General features: G+C 55.0%; 18 protein-coding genes. 8 read left to right on the plus strand and 10 right to left on the minus strand.

The genetic code is table 11. The features are described 5' to 3' along the window. The first annotated feature begins 89 nt into the window (after positions 1–89). Positions 90–485 (plus strand): hypothetical protein, encoded by a 396-nt coding sequence (locus tag LDJ84_RS00085; RefSeq protein ID WP_226045709.1) that lies wholly within the window; start codon positions 90–92, stop codon positions 483–485. Positions 486–616: 131 nt separating this feature from the next. Here LDJ84_RS00085 and LDJ84_RS00090 read toward each other — a convergent pair whose 3' ends face one another. The 5 genes from LDJ84_RS00090 to LDJ84_RS00110 all read right to left on the minus strand — a co-directional run bounded on the left by LDJ84_RS00090 (position 617) and on the right by LDJ84_RS00110 (position 3590). Next, entirely contained in the window at positions 617–997 is a 381-nt protein-coding gene (locus LDJ84_RS00090) for a hypothetical protein (RefSeq protein ID WP_226045710.1), read from the minus strand. Between the two features lies 1 nt (position 998). Next, on the minus strand, positions 999–1601 hold the full coding sequence (locus LDJ84_RS00095; RefSeq protein ID WP_226045711.1) for a hypothetical protein: 603 nt from the start codon (positions 1599–1601) through the stop codon (positions 999–1001). Between the two features lie 104 nt (positions 1602–1705). Further along, positions 1706–1996, minus strand: coding sequence for a hypothetical protein (locus tag LDJ84_RS00100; protein WP_226045712.1), 291 nt, complete (start codon positions 1994–1996; stop codon positions 1706–1708). Between the two features lie 89 nt (positions 1997–2085). After that, positions 2086–2484 carry a DUF6957 family protein gene (locus LDJ84_RS00105; RefSeq protein WP_226045713.1) on the minus strand — a complete coding sequence of 133 codons (399 nt, stop codon included), beginning with the start codon at positions 2482–2484 and terminating at the stop codon, positions 2086–2088. 44 nt (positions 2485–2528) lie between these two features. Beyond that, the gene (locus tag LDJ84_RS00110) at positions 2529–3590 is read right to left on the minus strand and encodes a hypothetical protein (protein ID WP_003246735.1); all 1062 of its coding nucleotides are present in this window, start codon (positions 3588–3590) and stop codon (positions 2529–2531) included. Positions 3591–3726: 136 nt separating this feature from the next. Here LDJ84_RS00110 and LDJ84_RS00115 point away from each other — a divergent pair, with 136 nt between their 5' ends. From LDJ84_RS00115 to LDJ84_RS00130, 4 genes are read left to right on the plus strand one after another with little or no spacing between them, the layout of a single operon-like run. Further along, positions 3727–4434, plus strand: coding sequence for a hypothetical protein (locus tag LDJ84_RS00115; RefSeq protein ID WP_226045714.1), 708 nt, complete (start codon positions 3727–3729; stop codon positions 4432–4434). Between the two features lie 16 nt (positions 4435–4450). Beyond that, entirely contained in the window at positions 4451–6358 is a 1908-nt protein-coding gene (locus tag LDJ84_RS00120) for a Mu transposase C-terminal domain-containing protein (RefSeq protein ID WP_226045715.1), read from the plus strand. After that, positions 6351–7235 (plus strand): AAA family ATPase, encoded by an 885-nt coding sequence (locus tag LDJ84_RS00125; RefSeq protein WP_170915850.1) that lies wholly within the window; start codon positions 6351–6353, stop codon positions 7233–7235. Before LDJ84_RS00120 ends, LDJ84_RS00125 begins: the two co-directional genes overlap by 8 nt. Then, positions 7228–9045, plus strand: a complete 1818-nt coding sequence (locus tag LDJ84_RS00130) for a TniQ family protein (protein WP_226045716.1) — start codon at positions 7228–7230, stop codon at positions 9043–9045. Before LDJ84_RS00125 ends, LDJ84_RS00130 begins: the two co-directional genes overlap by 8 nt. A 674-nt stretch (positions 9046–9719) precedes the next feature. Here the strand turns inward: LDJ84_RS00130 and LDJ84_RS00135 are convergent. The 4 genes from LDJ84_RS00135 to glyQ form a co-directional block, all read right to left on the minus strand. Continuing rightward, positions 9720–10493: a lysophospholipid acyltransferase family protein gene (locus LDJ84_RS00135; protein WP_024765013.1), complete on the minus strand. Its 774-nt coding sequence runs from the start codon at positions 10491–10493 to the stop codon at positions 9720–9722. 13 nt (positions 10494–10506) lie between these two features. Then, on the minus strand, positions 10507–11037 hold the full coding sequence (gmhB, locus tag LDJ84_RS00140) for a D-glycero-beta-D-manno-heptose 1,7-bisphosphate 7-phosphatase (RefSeq protein ID WP_038803451.1): 531 nt from the start codon (positions 11035–11037) through the stop codon (positions 10507–10509). A gap of 101 nt (positions 11038–11138) precedes the next feature. Next, on the minus strand, positions 11139–13193 hold the full coding sequence (glyS, locus tag LDJ84_RS00145) for a glycine--tRNA ligase subunit beta (protein ID WP_226045717.1): 2055 nt from the start codon (positions 13191–13193) through the stop codon (positions 11139–11141). Next, the gene (gene glyQ / locus LDJ84_RS00150) at positions 13193–14140 is read right to left on the minus strand and encodes a glycine--tRNA ligase subunit alpha (protein WP_015474809.1); all 948 of its coding nucleotides are present in this window, start codon (positions 14138–14140) and stop codon (positions 13193–13195) included. Before glyQ ends, glyS begins: the two co-directional genes overlap by 1 nt. Before the next feature lie 189 nt (positions 14141–14329). Between glyQ and LDJ84_RS00155 the strand changes: the two genes are divergently transcribed. Beyond that, positions 14330–14884 (plus strand): DNA-3-methyladenine glycosylase I, encoded by a 555-nt coding sequence (locus LDJ84_RS00155; protein WP_024765014.1) that lies wholly within the window; start codon positions 14330–14332, stop codon positions 14882–14884. Positions 14885–15220: 336 nt separating this feature from the next. Here LDJ84_RS00155 and LDJ84_RS00160 read toward each other — a convergent pair whose 3' ends face one another. Next, a complete protein-coding gene (locus LDJ84_RS00160; protein ID WP_176707259.1) occupies positions 15221–15382 on the minus strand; it encodes a hypothetical protein in 162 nt (53 codons plus the stop codon). Positions 15383–15541: 159 nt separating this feature from the next. On the opposite strand from LDJ84_RS00160, the gene LDJ84_RS00165 reads away from it, so the two are divergent. Together LDJ84_RS00165 and LDJ84_RS00170 are read left to right on the plus strand one after the other, a co-directional pair. After that, the gene (locus tag LDJ84_RS00165; protein ID WP_024765015.1) at positions 15542–16429 is read left to right on the plus strand and encodes a lysophospholipid acyltransferase; all 888 of its coding nucleotides are present in this window, start codon (positions 15542–15544) and stop codon (positions 16427–16429) included. 96 nt (positions 16430–16525) lie between these two features. Then, the gene (locus tag LDJ84_RS00170; RefSeq protein ID WP_226045718.1) at positions 16526–17839 is read left to right on the plus strand and encodes an Nramp family divalent metal transporter; all 1314 of its coding nucleotides are present in this window, start codon (positions 16526–16528) and stop codon (positions 17837–17839) included. Positions 17840–17889 lie beyond the last annotated feature (50 nt).

The following is a 17889-nucleotide window of genomic DNA, read 5'->3' on the forward strand; positions in this document are numbered from 1 at the left end:
CCAACCTTTACCGAGGCACTTCAGAAATGGTCATCAGCGGCCATACCGTTTGAATAGATAAAGAAAGGTAGAAGACAGGGGGCGGAAAAATGTTCACTAAAACGGGCAGATTTTTTCTGGAGCCGAAGCAATACGCTGCTGGCCTCGCAAAGGCGTTACGTAATGAACTGGGCGACACGCACCAGGCAACGAAGACGCTGATGCGCTGGACGAATGCAAACGAGCGGACAGTGAAAAACTGGTTAGCAGGATCCAGTGGCCCTCGGGGAGAGCACCTTGTGGCTCTGGTCAGGCATTCCGACGCTGCTTTGGCAGCGTTTCTTATGATGGCGGATCGTCAGCACGTAGTGACAACTATCGAGCTGCCGGTGCTCAGGCAAAGACTACAGTCGGCGCTTGAAGGGATTGATGCATACCTCGGACAAGGTGTGCCACCAAGATCTGAATCACCATCGCAGCAAGGCGACACCCCAGGTGAGCGATGAATACAGCGTCCCCTCAGCCCCAGTATCGCCCAAAATGGTATTAACAAATTTGCTGAGAAAGTCTTGAGGTCAAATGGGTATGTACCCACTTTGCGCCATCATTGACGCTGTGCTAGGCGTTTGAACAAACGCTACTGCATGCGTTGAGGTGTCAGGTGAACACCCTGCTCACGCAGTTTAAGAAATTTTTGAAGTGACTGCCGACCGCCGTGTGGGTCGAAGCTGGCAATTACATAGAAGCTTCCACTGAGCGTGCGTAACACCCAAAACGCGCCACGCTGTTCCGCTTGGCGAATGTCCGATGTTCTCACCCTGTGGCCGTCTTGAAATCGTCCTGACGAATCCGCTTTGATATGCCGGTGCATCACGCCAACACCGCAGCAAGAAACAATCCTAGTGTTAGTCAGATAGGCGGTTACCGACTCACCAAATCGATAGTCAAACGCCTGGGACAAGCGACGTTCAGCATATGCAGATAAGGCGATCACCTCGTGAGTATCAAGCTTGGACATTTTAATTCACTATCTTCAGCAAATGCAGACCATGCAAATCCTCATCCCAGAGAAAACCGGCGAGCTTTGAAATGCTGGTGAGCCACTCTCCGCGTTGACCATCAACCAGCAATATGACCCGTCTGTTGCTGACAAAATCTCCATCAAAGCTCATGGAGTAGTCGTCTATCCGAAGCTTTTCACCAGACTCTATCACTGCATCCGCAGCGATACCGTCCGAGAATGCATTTCCAATTGCCCGGTATTCATCGACACCATCGTCTGTACTTGCGTAGGCATACAAAGATCGACTGAGGTAGGTGATTGGCTGCGAGGTTCGATTTAATAGGAAAACAGGTTGCTTGTCAGAGCAGCGGTTGAAGTATGGAATAGCTAGGTAAATTCCTGGCGAAGACTCTTTCTCAAATTCTTGCAGATTGGCCAGAGCAAGCAGATCGGCAATCTGGCTACGTCGTTGCGCGAGAGAGCTGAAGACATCTTCATCAGCGCTTGGGCGACAACCCATGAAAGACTCCAGAGCGTCGCACGCAGCTGATAATCGTGCGTAACGTGCCAGCTCATTAGAATGTTGCTCAGCCACAACTGGATGGCAGGCGTTGGCCATGCGTAGAGCTCTGTTCATGACTTCGTCGTGGATCGGGCGGTGAAGCATCAGAACCTCACTTGATATTTAAACTCAATTCAAGCCTGGAAGTGGGTGAGGTCAGGTCACGACTCGCGAAACCCGCCATCGCGCGCGACTCGGCCAAATGATGGATCATCCACGGGGGCATCTTCGTCAAAGAGTCTGCTGATCCGACGCTCCTGCCGGATGTAGGCCAGCGTGGCAAAAAAGCACTGTTCGCACAGTCGAACGCGGTAGTGGTCACCATCATGGTTCGAACCATAACCCCAGCGTGCCTCTAAGGTGCCGTATTCTTGGCCGTACCCAAGGACACGGGTTGGCTCTCCGCACACCTCGCAGTGAATGTCGGCATCGGTTTGGCTTGGTGAACTCATCAACGTCATGCTCCATGCGGAATGTAGTTAGCGCACTGGATTGATTTTCTTAAAAACTTATTCGTGTTCACCAAACTGTATTTGGCAAACTAGAAAACATGAATAATGGTAGACAGTTGAGCTGACTTGCGGGTTCCTTGGCCGATCAAAACATAAATTGTATTTTGTGTTTCAAATAGGTATCCATCTGAAAGTTTGGCAAGAGGTGTGCTGCGAACCCAGTCGCCTGGGTTGAACCGTCCGGCGCTATCAAAAACAACGCTATGGGCATAAATCATTACTGGTTGAAGCCCATCACTCATGATTTTGGTGCGGACAGCATCGGGCATTTCAAGATCAATCCAAATCCATTTCCTCACAGCACAGAATGGCTTCAGGAGAGATAGGCTATTTACATGTCTGATAGCTTCATCATCAGTCATGTCTCGTCCGAGCATTGGTACGCCTACGCCATGAAGCAGTTCGTTAATCGCTTCGAGGATATCCATGGCTCTCTCCTGATAAGTACTAGATTAAGGAGTAGGTGGTTTCGCTATAAAGTGCGGGGTTGTTTTATAAACGACACGTATCCATTGTCATGTACGGAATTGACAGTTGTGACTTCATCCATAAATTCTTTAAACGAGTCTGTCGGCATATCGGTTATTAGTTCGGTAGTAAATTCGTTGTGCAGTACGGTGAATGTATAGGTTCTCTTGACCAGTGAGTCGTGAACTGGAGTCTTTAGTTCGTTGAGGTAATGGCCGCTCCATGCGAAAGGGTCGGCCCCGTCTTCCAGCACGCGTGACAATGCATGTCGAAGTGACGTCACCTCTCTTAAACTGAATGTTTCGCCGTCACTAATCAGCGTTGATAGGTGGAGCCAACTGCGAAAAAGCTTTTCTTCGTTCGTAAGAAACGCGAGTTCGTGCACGAGTTCTGATGACTCTGGAAAAACAAACCAAACCTTGTCGAAATAGCTACGTGCGGTCTTCGCGAGCTTGAGTAATTCAGCGGCAGCTTTGATGGCTTTGCGTGACGTGTCCCCAAGTCGGCAGAAAATGGCGGTGTTATCTTGGCCATGCCGGTCTTTTATGATGAAGAACTGACCGAGTACATCGGAGCGCTCGACGTGGATGATTTCGCCTTCCTCGATACCGAAGAATGCGGTGCCACAGTTCGTCAATGCCATCACTGCATTGCGTTCATGCTCAAAGACGAGTGACCGGGCTTTTGAGCGTTTCCCTGCATCGCTTTTGGCGATCCGATCAGCGTATTTCTCGATGATGGACTGAAGGGCCTCCAGCGTGACCTTCTTAGAAATCGCCATGCCTACCAGAGACTGAGCCTCTTCAGGTGCAAGCTCATGCAGGCGTTGAATGTACTCAACGTGAGCGTACCCACCACGGACGTCTTCTGGTGAAAGTGGGCCGACGAGACGATCTAAGAATCGCCCGGCTCGGATCATTCTCGATAACACTTTTGGCTCATAGTTGTGTTCAGCCGCAAGCTGCTGAATGAGAAGGTTGATGCTGTCCTTGCCTTCGTAGGCATCCAATGCGGGCTGCACCTGCCTGTAGATCGCATACCAGGGCCCTTTCTTCCGCTTGCTCATCCTATGTTCCTTCAGCCTGATGGGTCTGGGGTGTGGCCCCGATTGGTTCCAGCTTAGCAAATTTGGGGAACAGTTCCAGTATTGACGACAAAGAAAAGGTTGGCTATGGTGCTCAAATCTGGGAGACAGTACCAAAATGAGAGTAGCCCCAACGACGGAAAGGCAGATTGATCCTGCGAAGCGGACGCGCCGAGGGCGGCCAGCGTTCCGGATGTCCTCAGCTGGCAAAGGTGACGTGGTGCTGAAGTGCCAATCACGTCTTGAGTGGCTATTCGCGATGCTCTTTGTGCTTCACCCTGGCATCAGTGAGATCTACTTTCAGCCGCTGATCGTCAATCTGACAAGAAGCAAGGTGTACAGAAAGAAAATAAAGCTAGACCCGCGATGTAAATATTACATTCCGGACTTTTTGATCGTAGTCAATGGCAAGGAATTTATCGTCGAGGTTAAGTCTGCTGCATTGCTAGGGATGACCAACAAAGATTTTGACCAGATCCAAGAGATATTCGAAAAGAATGCAATTGGTTTTTGCAAGCTTACAGAACTTGATTTGGGAGAGGCAGAGAACAATATCCGCATTCTTTATGAATATTGTGTTCATGATGCTGACTCTGTCACGACATGGTCGAATGATCTAAAGAGGTTACTCGAAACTCATCAGGGCATTAATCAAGTTAATGACTTGGCTGGATTGTTGGAGCCAGTCAATTGGTATGTTTGTGCCGGTATTTTGCGTGGCGTAATAAGTTTCGATCTGCTGAATTGGGATTTGATGGGGATGAATTTTCCGGTTGTTCAGGCCTATGGCAGCCTCAAGCATTTGGAGGTAATTAGCTTTGTCTGAGGGCTTGAAGGTCGGAATGGTTACGAAAATTAATGGCGATATATTCGTCATCGATGAAGTGCTGCTGTCTATTAACACCATCCGTTTGGTAGGCAGTGGTGGTGTCAGGCTAGAAGTCGACTGTGATGAGTTTTATGAGAAGTTTTCATCCGGCGAGTATGTTCTTAATGATGAAATTGAAGTTTATGAGTCTAATAGAGAAAGTGACGCCGAGAAGGAAGAAGCTCTGTTCAGGGTTAGGCTAGTTGATCTATACAGTGATCATCTAGATAGGTGCTCAAAAAAATCCGTGATTGAGAGTGCTATTGCAAGATTTTGCTTTAAACAGGGTCATAAGCCTGTACGCCTGCGGACAGTTCGAGAATATTATAAAAAGTACGCTGGTGGAAATTATGCGGCGCTAGTGCCTAATTATCGAGCAAGGGGTGGTAGCGGCTGGTCTACAAAGAAGGATTATGTAGATTTTGTTAAAGAGCAAGCAATAGATGTTTACTTCAGCGATGACAAAGTCAATAAGCGAAATTTTTATAAACAGGTTGATGAGCTTTTAAGGCAAAAGCTTGGAGATCAAGCTCCAGAAATAATCATCAGTGAAAGCACATGTAGCCGGATTATAGAGGGTTTGCCCGTTAGGTCTGCTTTAAACGGTAGGCTTAGCAAAAGGGAGCTGAATCTTGAAGAGCGTAGGGCTATCAAGAAGTACCGCGACTGTAGAGTGTTCGCTGTTGTAGAGCTAGATGCCTGCACCATAGATGTCATGAGTGTGGATGAGCAGGGAAGAAAGCATACAGAGGTTACGCTCTATCTGATGCGCGATGTTAGGACATCGTACCCGCTTGCTGTTTATGTTATGGCCGGCAAGCCAAGCGAAATGGGCCTATATAAGGTTCTGGAGCAGTTCTATAAGCCACGAGACGAAGCGTACTACAAACTTCTTGGGGTGAGCGGGGTAAATATAGTTTCGGCAGCGCATATCGGCGTGCTGGTTATTGATAACGCATCCGAGCACTTTGGGAAGTTGGTCTGGGAAGTTATTCGCAGGCTTGGTGTGGTTGTTAAAAATACACGTCAGTACCGTGGTGATGATAAAGGATATGTTGAGTCCGGGTTTTCCATTTTGAACAAGAGGCTCTTCGGATTCATGCCCGGAGCAAAGAATAGTAACGATAAGCGTGTTAAAAATAGAATGGCGAAAGCTGACGAAGAAGCTTGCTATTCAGTCGAGAAAATTTTTAAAGAAGTTGTTGAATTTTTCTATGGTACATATATCCATGAGCTAAGGCCCGATCTGGGGTTTATCTACAGCCAGCCTATGAGTATTGCTCAGGCCATGGAAAAAGAACTGTCACTATTTAAGCCGCTACCCCCGCCGTCTCTTGATAAATTTAAGAAACTGATTATCACAATGCATTGCGAGGAGCGAAAGTACCAGCACTACGGTGTGGATTTTAGAAACTTTCAGTTCAACTCGGCTGAGCTTGCTAGGTACATGGATAAGTCCGGAGAAAAAGATGTGCTGGTGTATTTTAATCCGGCTGATTGCACGAAGATTTATGTGGCAAAGAAAAGTGATAGAAAGGGTACGCTTATTGAGGCGCAAAATAAAATGCTGGGAATTCCAGAAATCTCATTTGAGGAGGCATCATCGTTACTAGCTGAGTATTCTGGAGACCACATTATGACTGGCAAGGAATTTCAGAGAATATACGCAAGAAAGCTAATAAAATTCACTGAAGACAGTCGGCGTAAACCCAAAGTCAAGGACGTCAATAAGTCTGTAAGAAGTAATACGAAGAAGGAATTTAACCAAGAGGTCGGAAAAGCGCTATCTAAGGATGCGGTAAAACCGAAGCAGGTCACTTTTAGTGAAGCCTCGCATGATGATGATATTACTCCTTCTGAGTGGAGTAGTGGTCATGGTTAATAGGGTAATACATCATCAGCGATTTAATGAGGCTGTTGATGTTGTTTATGACGCATATATTCGTTGTGTGGAAGAAGAGCCTGTTATTCAACCTGTGTTTGGGCTGAGTGGTGTCGGGAAAACATTTTCGATCAAGCTTCTGACAGAGAAAATCAGAGCTGGTGGAGAGCATGAAGTACTGGTGGTCGAATTCCCCCCAATTCGTAGCTACCGAGCCGTTATTGATGAGTGTCTGATGGTTTTTAAGCTGTCTCCACGGGCATATAAAAATGAAGCGCTTGCCCTGGAGGGACTGAGAAAGCAAGTTGAATCTAGAGGCGTCAAGCTCATCATATTTGATGAGGCTCAAAATCTTCTTGAACGCAAAGTAGGAATAGATCCTAAGGCCATGGGGGATACAATAAAGCATATAAGTAATAAATGTGGTGTGAGTATCGCTGTATATGGTCTTCCCGATGCGGAGCGACTATTCAAAGGGGACGATCAACTTGCGCGAAGGTCGATGGCTCCCTTTTATTTTTATCCATATGAATGGGTTGGGGCTGAGTTCAAGTGCTTTCGAAATGCATTAGGTGCATCAATCCAGTATTTGCATTCATTGAATATAGAGACTTTCAAGATTAATGACCTTGATTTTGCTAAGCGTATGTATGTCGCAAGCTCTGGTCGCATAGCTTTTAGCGAAAAGCTTATTAAAGAGGTCGTTCGAATGAAAGTTAAGTCGGCTTTTCTTGAGGAATTTGAAACGGCTTACAAAAGAGCATCATACTCTTTGCTTCTTGGTTCTAATCCATTTGCACCTGACGCTAAGATATCTGATCAAGACATGGCAATGTCGTACACCTCAGCAATGGATCAGGCGCGTGCCCATGTCTAGTCTGTATCCTCACTTTATTAAGCCATACAATGATGAATCGTTTGATGGGTATCTGTGTCGTGCAGCGGCGGATCTAGGTTATTCATCTCCTAGCTGGCTGCTTACTGAGGTTGGTATCAAGGATTCTCGTAATTGTTCGGATGAGGATATTTCTGGTTTTGCTCAGTATTATGGCCTAGATCAAACGCAGTTGTTGCGTATGTACCATTATGGATCTGTTACGGGAGCAAGATGGCGAGGTAATTTCTTTCGGTTCAAAGAGCATTATGTCTGCCCACAGTGTATGAAAGATGCTGTGTACTTGAGGCAGTCATGGTGTCACGTCCTTTGCACCGCTTGCAGTTCCCACGGTGTGCAGTTGGTGCCGTTAAATAATTACGGTGCTAACCTAGGTCTTGGCACAAATTTAAGTTTATTTATGTTTTTTGAGTCAAGCCTAGGTGAGTCTCCAGTAAGCGGCATGGCTGCTTCAGTTGGTCAAATTGAATTGGCCAAAATGCTAGCTGATGCCAATAAAGCAGCTGAAGTATTTTCATTAATCACCGTTGATGGAAAGCTTCCTGAGGATTTCTCTAATTTCTTGATGCTGCTATCTGAGCTCAAGTCAGGGCGTACTTATAATAAGAATAAAAATATTGGGTTTGACCAAGCGATACAGGTTGCATCCGATATAACTGAGCTCCTATTAGATTTCGAGAATTCTTTTGATAAAAATGTTATAGATCGTATTAATTCGGCTAATGCAAGGGTGTCCGGTGGTTTTATTCCTGCTTTGGGCGGATGGTATAAAAGGCTTCATAGAGATTTTACTTCAGCTCCCTATGACCAGCTCCGGGATAGGGTCTCTCGTAAATTAGTTGCTCATGCAGAGGCGCCGTTAAACCGAAAATTGAAACAAATTGGCTCGGCGTTACTGGAAGAGAAGAAGTCACTTACAGGATCTGAAGCGGCCAGAATGCTTAACTCTTCTCTCGACAAGATCGTAGCGATGGTTAAATCAGGCGATCTTAAAGGGCGTATTGTTGAAACCTCTGCTAATGAATTCTGTATGGTTTCAAGGGTTGAGGTTGACCGGTTGCGACAAGAGTCAGAGAAATTTCTTGACGGTAACAAAGTAATGGATCTTTTGGGTATTCCTAAACGTCTGAAGGATCGACTTGTTGAGTGTGAGATTCTGGTTCCAGTTAGCAATGAATCTCGGAGTAAGTTTTCTCGTGGAAAATTTAAAAGAGAATCAGTGTTGCAGCTGATTGAAAATCTCGAAAGTTATTACCAGCCTAAGAAATTTTTATCGGGCTCAACCATGTGCTCGATTAGTCGTAGAAGGTTAAATAAAAGTATCTCGGAAGATATCTATACTGCGATATTTTCCGGAGAAATTCAGTGCGTTCACATTGATCAGTCCAAGCAAGGGATGGATCGTTATATTTTTGATGACGCGGACATTGATTTAATTGTTGATCGCTCAGGCAGAAAAGTTGAAATGTCTGTGGCGGATATGCTCGATTTATTTGGCTACAAGCATGCAGAAGTCAAAGGGTGGATCAATGGTGGTCTGTTGAAGGCGCGTTCTGAGTCACATGGTGAGCACGCTAGGTACTACATATCTCTTCCTGAGTTTAACGAATTCAAGAGTCGCCATATCGTTCTGTCAAAAGCTGCACGCGATATGGGAAAACTGCCTGCACATTTGGCTAATTCACTTAGGGCTCGCGGGTTGCTGACTGAGATTGAGCTTCCAGAAGGGGATGGAAGACGAGGTTTTCTCATCGACGTGCAAAAGCTTCTACTCTACGCTTTGGCGCACTAAAGTGAAGCGCAAGCTAGTTAGTACCAGTCTATCAGTCCAGTCTCGTTACGAGCGGTTACGTAGCTATGATTTGGATTGCATTGTAACGGGCTATCTTCTTGATGTTGAAATCTGTGTTTGCCATGTTGTTGGGAAGGTATATGACTCGCGCCATACTGGCGATGGTTGCCAAATTTTCCCGGCTCAGATCGTTGGTATTCACAAATATCAACGAGGTCTATGGTGCATTGAAACTGATAGTGATTACTACGCTGTTGTTAGCTTTAAACCCAAAGGCCGTGTATCACTAGATTTTTATCTCTCTCTCATTGAATCGGTAAGGCTTTTACCGTCCTCCAATAAGTGCCACTGAGCACCATATTGCTCCAGCAGTTGTGGTGTTGCAATCTGAATTGCATTGACATTTTGTCAATAAGCCATTAACTTCATCAAACCACTTTATGCCAGTTATCAGGCAGGCGCCTCTGTAGGTAATGTGTCGATTTACTTTGACGAAACATAGGTTTTTGCCATTTTACTTTGATTAAGCATGCCGCTTAACTTTGAAGTGACAACGATAGAATCAAGGCTTGCGGGTTGGGGAATGTCGGTTATCTTTGACGACCTCCATTCGGGAAAGCGACAGGCAAAAAGAAAGGGCCCTTCGGGGCCCTTTTCTTTTGTCGGCGTGAGCGTCAGGAGGCTTCGGCAACTGCCTGCGGCGTGGCATCGGCCGGCAGCTCGCCCATCTCGCGCAGGGTCTGCGCAACCCAGTTCTCGGCGCGCTGGTTGAGCTCGGTAATGGCGCGTGCGCCCTCGCCTTCTGCATACATGGCCGGGCCTATCACCACCTGGATGGTGCCGGGGAACTTCGCCCAGCCATTCTTCGGCCAGCAGTGCCCGGCGTTGTGTGCGATCGGCAGAACCGGCAGGTTGGCGTTGACCGCCAGTGCCGCGCCGCCACGGGAGAATTTGCCGATCTGGCCCGTGGGGACGCGGGTGCCTTCCGGGAAGATCAGTACCCAGGCGCCCTGCTTGAGGCGCTCGTCACCCTGTTTGGCGATCTGCTTGAGGGCCAGCTTCGGTTGCTCGCGGTTGATCGCAATGGGCTTGAGCAGCGCCATGGCCCAGCCGAAGAAGGGAACGAACAGCAACTCGCGCTTGAGTACCTGGCTGAGCGGCTCGAAGTAGCCGGTGAGGAAGAAGGTCTCCCAGGTGCTCTGGTGCTTGGCGAGGATCACACAGGGCTGATCCGGGATGTTCTCCGCACCCTTGAGTTCGTAGCGCACGCCGACCATCACGCCGGCGAGCCAGACGGCGAACTTGCACCAGGCCTGCGCGATGAAGCGGTAGCGCGCGCGGAATGGCAGGAAGGGCGCGATGAGCAGGCTGAGGGTGCCCCAGACGAAGGCGCTGGACGACAGCAGCAGGTAGAAGAGAACGGTTCTGATGGCCTGCACTATCGACATGGGAGATGGATCCTCAGGAAAGTAGGTGGTCGGCAACCGCTGCCAGATCGTCGAATACCAGCGTGCCTTCTGGCAACGTCTTGGCCAACGTACGCTCGCCCTTGCCGGTCTTTACCAACACAGGCAGACAATCGACGGCCAGCGCGGCGTCCAGGTCACCCCGGCTGTCACCGACGAACCAGACGCCCGTCAGATCTACGCCGTAGTGCTGGGCTATCTGCCGCAGCATACCGGGTTTCGGCTTGCGGCAGTCGCAGCCGTCGTCGGGACCATGGGGACAGTAGACCACCATCCCGAGTTCACCCCCCTGCTCCGCCACCAATTCCCGCAGGCGCGCGTGCATGCTTTCCAGCGTGGCCAGGTCGTAATAGCCCCGGGCGATGCCGGACTGGTTAGTGGCCACGGCTACGGTCCAGCCGGCTTTGCTGAGGCGCGCGATGGCAGTGATGGCGCTGGGGATCGGAATCCACTCGGCAAGGGATTTGATGTAGTCGTCGGAGTCCTGGTTGATGACGCCGTCACGGTCGAGGATCAGTAGCTTCATGGGGGCTTCGGTAAGTCGGGCGCGTGGAGAAGTCGGAAACGAAAAAGCCGGGAGTCCGTTACGGTGAACCGTTTCGAACTCCCGGCTTCCTCAGGCAGGCATCAGCCCAGCAGCGAGATGTCGGCGACGCCGAGGAACAGCCCGCGAAGCTTGGCCAGCAGTGCGTAGCGGTTGGCCTTCACGGCGCTGTCGTCCGCGTTGACCAGTACTTCCTCGAAGAAGGCATCGACCGGCGCGCGCAGGGCCGCCAGTTGGGCCAGGGCTGCGCGATAATCGCGAGCCGCGGCCAGCGGAGCTACTTCCGCTTCGGCGCTTGCCACGGCGCTGCCAAGGGCCTTCTCGGCGGTCTCGGCGAACAGGCTGGCGTTGACGGTGGCAGGCACCTCGCCTTCTGCCTTGGCCAGGATGTTCGACACGCGCTTGTTGGCAGCGGCCAGGGCTGCGGCTTCTGGCAACTGGCGGAACGCCTGGACGGCCTGCACGCGCTGGTCGAAGTCCAGCGGAGCGGTCGGCTTGAGCGCGCGGACGGCCTGATACACGGCGACGTCCACGCCCTCGTCCTCGTAACGGGCACGCAGGCGATCAAAGACGAAGTCCTGTACCTGCTCGGACAGACCCTCGGCTTTCACCTTGTCGCCGTACTGGGCCACAGCCACGCCGATGGCGTCGACCAGGTCCAGGTCCAGCTGCTTCTCGATGAGGATTCGCAGCACGCCCAGGGCGGCGCGGCGCAGGGCGTAGGGGTCCTTGCTGCCGGTGGGCAGCATGCCGATGCCGAAGATGCCGACCAGGGTGTCGAGCTTGTCGGCCACGGCGACTGCGGCGCCGGTGAGGGTGCCCGGCAATTCCGCGCCAGCGCCGCGCGGCATGTACTGCTCGTTCAGCGCCAGGGCGACATCCTTGGCTTCGCCACCGGCAGTGGCGTAGTAGTAACCGGCGATGCCTTGCATCTCCGGGAACTCGCCGACCATCTCGGTGGCCAGGTCGCACTTGCAGAGGATGCCGGCGCGGGCGGCGTTGGTCGCGTCACCGCCGATGCGCTCGGCGATGTAGGCGGCCAGCTTGGAGACGCGCTCGGCCTTCTCGTACACGGTGCCGAGTTGGGCCTGGAACACCACGTTCTTCAGGCGGGCGTTGAAGGCTTCCAGCGGCTGCTTCTGGTCCTGCTTGAAGAAGAACTCGGCGTCGGTCAGGCGCGGGCGCACCACCTTCTCGTTGCCGGAGACGATGTGCTCCGGTGCCTTGCTCTCGACGTTGGCCACGGTGATGAAGCGCGGCAGCAGCTTGCCGTTGGCGTCCAGCAGGCAGAAGTACTTCTGGTTGTCCTGCATGGTGGTGATCAGTGCTTCCTGCGGCACGGCGAGGAAGCGTTCCTCGAAGGAGCACACCAGCGGGACCGGCCACTCGACCAGCGCGGTCACTTCGTCCAGCAGGTCGGCCGGGACGATGGCGCTGCCCTTCTGCTCGGCGGCCAGCTCGGCGACGCGCTTGGAGATGATCTCGCGGCGCTCGGCGAAGTCGGCCAGCACGTGGGCGCTGCGCAGGTCTTCCAGGTAGTTGGCCGGGGCGCTGATGCGCACGTTGGCCGGATTGTGGAAGCGATGGCCGCGGGATTCGCGACCGGCTTTCTTGGTGAGGATCTCGCAGTCGACGACGTCATCGCCGAACAGCATCACCAGCCACTGGGTCGGACGCACGAACTCTTCGCGACGGGCAGCCCAGCGCATGCGCTTGGGAATCGGCAGCTCGTTCAGCGAGGTTTCGACGATGCCCGGCAGCAGGCCAACGGCCGGCTGGCCGGCGATGGTCTGGCTGAACTTCAGTTTCGGGCCGCTCTTGTCGATCTGCTCCAGGTCCACGCCGCATTTCTTGGCGAAGCCCAGGGCGGCCTGGGTCGGGTTGCCGCTGGCGTCGAAGGCAGCCTGCAGCGGCGGGCCGTCGAGGTTCACGGTACGGTCGGGCTGCTGCACGGCAAGCTGGTCGATCTGCACGGCCAGGCGGCGCGGCGCGGCGTAGCAGCGTGCGGCGGCGTAAGTCAGGCCGGCGGCCTTCAGGCCCTTCTCGATGCCGGCCAGGAAGGCTTCACCGAGGCTCTTCAGCGCCTTGGGTGGCAGCTCTTCGGTGCCCAGTTCGACGAGGAAATCCTTCGCGCTCATTATTCGGCCTCCTTCAGCTTGGCCAGTACTTCGTCACGCAGTTCGGGTGTGGCCATCGGGAAGCCGAGGCGGGCGCGGGCCTGCAGGTAGCTCTGCGCCACGGCGCGGGCCAGGGTGCGCACGCGCAGGATGTAGCGCTGACGCTCGGTCACCGAGATGGCGCGGCGGGCGTCCAGCAGGTTGAAGGTGTGCGAGGCCTTGAGGACCATCTCGTAGGTCGGCAGCGGCAGTTGCAGCTCGATCAGGCGGTTGGCTTCGCTTTCGTAGAAGTCGAACAGCTCGAACAGCTTCTCGACGTTGGCGTGTTCGAAGTTGTAGGTCGACTGCTCCACTTCGTTCTGGTGGAACACGTCGCCGTAGGTGACCTTGCCGAACGGGCCATCGGCCCACACCAGGTCGTATACCGAGTCGACGCCCTGGATGTACATGGCCAGGCGTTCCAGGCCGTAGGTGATCTCACCGGTGACCGGGTAGCACTCGATGCCGCCCACTTGCTGGAAGTAGGTGAACTGGGTGACTTCCATGCCGTTCAGCCAGATTTCCCAGCCCAGTCCCCAGGCGCCGAGGGTCGGCGACTCCCAGTTGTCCTCGACGAAACGGATGTCGTGCACCAGCGGGTCGATGCCGATGGCCTGCAGCGAGCCCAGGTACAGCTCCTGGAAGTTTTCCGGGTTGGGCTTCAGGACTACCTGGAACTGGTAGTAGTGCTGCAGGCGGTTGGGGTTTTCGCCGTAGCGGCCGTCGGTGGGGCGGCGGCTGGGTTGCACGTACGCCGCGTTCCAGGTTTCCGGGCCCACGGCGCGGAGGAAGGTGGCGGTGTGGAAGGTGCCGGCGCCTACTTCCATGTCGTAGGGCTGCAGCACCACACAGCCCTGATCGGCCCAGTATTTTTGCAGGGCGAGGATCAGGTCCTGGAAGGTGGGCACGGCGGGCGTAGTCTGGCTCACGAATTTCACCTGTGCTGGATATGCGACTAAAACCCGGCAGTATACCCCAAGACGCCTGCAGCTTGGGCTTCTCAGCGATTTCCGGCCGCCCGGCGGAAGTTCACGAATCGACCGGAAAATTTGCCGGATGACTGTATTTTCATACAGTGAATTGTCTATAGTCGGGCTTTCCCTGTCAGGACGATCGCCATGCCCCGCTGCTTCTGGTGTAACGACGACCCGCTGTACATCGCCTACCACGATGCCGAATGGGGAGTGCCCCAGCGCGATCCGCGGGCGTTGTTCGAGATGCTCATCCTTGAAGGCGCGCAGGCGGGGCTTTCGTGGATCACCGTGCTGAAGAAGCGCGAGCGCTACCGTGAGGTGCTGTTCGGCTTCGATCCCGAGCGCCTGGCGCGCATGAGCGACGAGGAGATTGAGGAGCGCATGCAGGACCCGGGCATCATCCGCAACTTCGCCAAGCTCAAGGCGGCGCGGCAGAACGCCCGGGCCTGGCTGGAGCTGGATGACCCGGTGACGTTCCTCTGGTCCTTCGTCGGCGGTAAGCCCAAGGTCAATCACTTCAGCGAACGCGGCCAGGTGCCGGCGGTGACGCCCGAGGCCGAGGCGATGAGCAAGGCGCTGCGCAAGGCCGGTTTCAATTTCGTTGGCCCGACCATCTGCTACGCCTTCATGCAGGCCACCGGCATGGTGATGGACCACACCACCGACTGCGACCGCTACAACCAGCTGACCCGCGCCTAAGGCAGCGTCCTGGATGTAGTTGTAGACCTGCAATGTCACGCCGTCGCGCGTGACGACGAAGCAGCGCTGCAAACCTTCTGCTCCCACGCGCTTGCGCAGTTGGATCTGCTCGATGCGGTAGCCGGTTGCGCGGAAGCAGTCTTCTGCCGGGTGCAGCTTGCGCGTCGGCCGCAGCCCACTGGGCCAGGCCGCCAGCGCGGCGAGCAGCAACCACCTCCAGCCGCACAGGCGGCGCGTCATGCCGCCCTTCTCCGCCACCACCACGCACTGAGCCCAGTGAGCCCCAGGCGCCGGGATCGGGTGTGCCCGGCACCGCGCTGCCGATGGCGCTGTTGTTCACGCCTTGGGGCAATGGCAGGGGTTGATCGACGGGCTGGCTCGCCTGCGGATCCTGGCCTTGTTTTCATTCGAGGAGCTGTCGTCGGCAGCCAGCGCCGTCAGGCTGGCGCCCATCGCCAGCAGGCAGCACAGCCGTGCAAGTAAGGTTCGGGGACGCATCGCGGACCTCCGGGCCTGTGGATCGGATGGTCGCAGGTTGCGCGCGCGGTGTGGGCGCCGCGTGTTCGCTCTGTGCTGATCGAGTGGAGGCGGCCGGCGATGCCCGAAATGCCGGCGCGAGCGGCTACAATGGCCGCCATCTGCTTGAAGGAGTTTTCCGTGGAGAAATTCAAGGGCGCACTGGTGGTGGGCTTCCTGCGGTTGTTCGCCATGCTGCCGTGGCGCGCGGTGGGCGCATTGGGCGCGGGTATTGGCTGGCTGATGTGGAAGCTGCCCAACCGCTCCCGCGAGATCGTTCGGATCAACCTGTCGCACTGCTTCCCCGAGCTGTCCGCAGCCGAGCTGGAAAAGCTCGTCGGCCGGAGCCTGATGGACATCGGCCGCACGCTCACCGAGAGCGCCTGCGCCTGGATGTGGTCGCCGCAGAAATCGCTGCAGTACATCCGCGAAGTGGAAGGCATGGAAGTGCTGGAAGAAGCGCTGGCCTCCGGTGACGGCCTGGTCGGCATCACCAGCCACCTGGGCAACTGGGAAGTGCTCAACCACTTCTACTGCTCCTACGCCAAGCCGATCATCTTCTACCGCCCGCCCAAGCTGAAGGCGGTGGACGACCTGCTGAAGAAGCAGCGCGTGCAGCTGGGCAACCGCGTCGCGCCGTCCACGCCCGAAGGCATCAAGAGCGTGATCAAGGAAGTGAAGAATGGCGGCTGCGTCGGCATTCCCTGTGACCCGGAACCGGACCTCGGCTCGGGCCTGTTCGTGCCCTACCTGGGTACCACCGCGCTGACCAGCAAGTTCGTGCCGTCGCTGCTCTCGCGCGGCAAGGCGCGCGGGGTGTTCTTCCACGCCGTGCGCCTGCCCGATGGCAGCGGCTACAAGGTGATCCTCGAAGCGGCGCCGGCGGACATGTACGACAAGGACATGGCAGTGTCGGTGGCAGCCCTCAGCCGTGAGCTGGCCAAGTACGTGCGCGCCTACCCGAGCCAGTACATGTGGACCATGAAACGCTTCAAGAAGCGGCCCGAAGGCGAGGCGAAGTGGTACTGAGCGCGCGTCGCTCAATCGACCCGATAGGCACGGCGCCCCTGGATTATTGAAGCGTGGGGCGTCAGGCTGAACGTCCCACGCTCCAGGAACCCCCCCATGCTCGGCCTGCCGACCACCGCCACTGCGCCGTTCTGTCCCTCGGAAGTCAAAGGCAGCATCCAGGTTGCGGCCAGCGCGCCATTGTGGAAGCGCATCCTGCAGTTCGCCGGCCCCGGCCTGCTGGTCTCCATCGGCTACATGGACCCGGGCAACTGGGCCACCGCCATCGAGGCCGGCTCCGGCTTCGGCTACCAGTTGCTGTTCGTGGTGCTGCTGTCGAGCCTCGCGGGGATGGTCCTGCAGTGCCTGGCCATGCGTCTGGGAATCGTCACTGGCCAGGACCTGGCGCAGCTGTCGCGCAGTCGCTACAGCCTGGGCGGCGCTCGCCTGCAATGGCTGCTGGCGGAACTGTCGATCGTCGCCACGGACCTTGCCGAAGTGCTCGGCTGCGCCCTCGCCTTCCACCTGTTGCTGGGTGTCGACCTGGTCACCGGCGTCATCCTAACCGCCTTCGACACGCTCATCGTGCTCGGCCTCAAGGGCCAGCGCTTCCGCCACCTGGAAGCGATCATGCTCGGCCTGATCATCACCATCAGCGGCTGCTACCTGGTCGAGCTGATTCTCATCAAGCCACACTGGCCGGACGTTGCCGCCGGCTTCCTGCCCAGCTGGGACGCCATCAGCCAACGCGAGCCGCTGTACCTGGCCATCGGTATCCTCGGCGCCACGGTGATGCCGCACAACCTCTACCTGCACTCTTCGATCGTGCAGACGCGCCAGGTCAGCGGCAGCAACGGCAAGGCTGCGGCGATCCGCCTGACGCGCATCGACACCGTGGTCTCGCTGAGCCTCGCGCTACTGATCAACGCCGCCATCCTGATCCTCGCCGCCGCGGCCTTCCACGAGACCGGCCACACCGGCGTCACCGAGATCCAGGACGCCTACCGCCTGCTTGAGCCGCTGGTGGGCATCGGCCTGGCGGCGATTCTCTTCGGCGTTGCGCTGCTCGCTTCGGGGCAGAGTTCCACCTTCACCGGCACCATCGCCGGGCAGGTGATCATGGAAGGCTTCCTGCAGATGAAGATTCCCTGCTGGCAGCGCCGCCTGATCACCCGCGCGCTGGCGCTGATCCCGGCGCTGATCGGCGTTCTGATGCTGGGCGACAAGGCAATCGGCAAGCTGCTGGTGCTCAGCCAGGTGGTGCTCAGCCTGCAACTGCCCTTCGCACTCTGGCCGCTGATCCGCTTCACCAGCGATCGCGCGCTGATGGGCGAGTTCGTCAACAGCCTGCTGACCCGCGTGCTGGCGTGGACCTTGTTCTGCGTCATCAGCGCCGCCAATCTCTGGCTGCTGCTGCAACTGCTGGCTTGACCTGACCCATGGGTTTGAGGCCCATTAATGCGCTGACATTCAGGACGGAT

The sequence above is a fragment of the Pseudomonas sp. HS-18 genome, assembly GCF_020401845.1.
In the GTDB taxonomy this organism is placed as follows: Bacteria; Pseudomonadota; Gammaproteobacteria; order Pseudomonadales; family Pseudomonadaceae; genus Pseudomonas; species Pseudomonas nitroreducens.

What these genes read in the sequence shown, in the direction of transcription:
- LDJ84_RS00085 (WP_226045709.1), top strand. Translation starts at nt 90, where the DNA reads ATGTTCACTAAAACGGGCAGATTTTTTCTGGAGCCGAAGCAATACGCT.
- LDJ84_RS00090 (WP_226045710.1), bottom strand. Translation starts at nt 997, where the DNA reads ATGTCCAAGCTTGATACTCACGAGGTGATCGCCTTATCTGCATATGCT.
- LDJ84_RS00095 (WP_226045711.1), bottom strand. Translation starts at nt 1,601, where the DNA reads ATGGCCAACGCCTGCCATCCAGTTGTGGCTGAGCAACATTCTAATGAG.
- LDJ84_RS00100 (WP_226045712.1), bottom strand. Translation starts at nt 1,996, where the DNA reads ATGAGTTCACCAAGCCAAACCGATGCCGACATTCACTGCGAGGTGTGC.
- LDJ84_RS00105 (WP_226045713.1), bottom strand. Translation starts at nt 2,484, where the DNA reads ATGGATATCCTCGAAGCGATTAACGAACTGCTTCATGGCGTAGGCGTA.
- LDJ84_RS00110 (WP_003246735.1), bottom strand. Translation starts at nt 3,590, where the DNA reads ATGAGCAAGCGGAAGAAAGGGCCCTGGTATGCGATCTACAGGCAGGTG.
- LDJ84_RS00115 (WP_226045714.1), top strand. Translation starts at nt 3,727, where the DNA reads ATGAGAGTAGCCCCAACGACGGAAAGGCAGATTGATCCTGCGAAGCGG.
- LDJ84_RS00120 (WP_226045715.1), top strand. Translation starts at nt 4,451, where the DNA reads ATGGTTACGAAAATTAATGGCGATATATTCGTCATCGATGAAGTGCTG.
- LDJ84_RS00125 (WP_170915850.1), top strand. Translation starts at nt 6,351, where the DNA reads ATGGTTAATAGGGTAATACATCATCAGCGATTTAATGAGGCTGTTGAT.
- LDJ84_RS00130 (WP_226045716.1), top strand. Translation starts at nt 7,228, where the DNA reads ATGTCTAGTCTGTATCCTCACTTTATTAAGCCATACAATGATGAATCG.
- LDJ84_RS00135 (WP_024765013.1), bottom strand. Translation starts at nt 10,493, where the DNA reads ATGTCGATAGTGCAGGCCATCAGAACCGTTCTCTTCTACCTGCTGCTG.
- gmhB (WP_038803451.1), bottom strand. Translation starts at nt 11,037, where the DNA reads ATGAAGCTACTGATCCTCGACCGTGACGGCGTCATCAACCAGGACTCC.
- glyS (WP_226045717.1), bottom strand. Translation starts at nt 13,193, where the DNA reads ATGAGCGCGAAGGATTTCCTCGTCGAACTGGGCACCGAAGAGCTGCCA.
- LDJ84_RS00155 (WP_024765014.1), top strand. Translation starts at nt 14,330, where the DNA reads ATGCCCCGCTGCTTCTGGTGTAACGACGACCCGCTGTACATCGCCTAC.
- LDJ84_RS00160 (WP_176707259.1), bottom strand. Translation starts at nt 15,382, where the DNA reads ATGCGTCCCCGAACCTTACTTGCACGGCTGTGCTGCCTGCTGGCGATG.
- LDJ84_RS00170 (WP_226045718.1), top strand. Translation starts at nt 16,526, where the DNA reads ATGCTCGGCCTGCCGACCACCGCCACTGCGCCGTTCTGTCCCTCGGAA.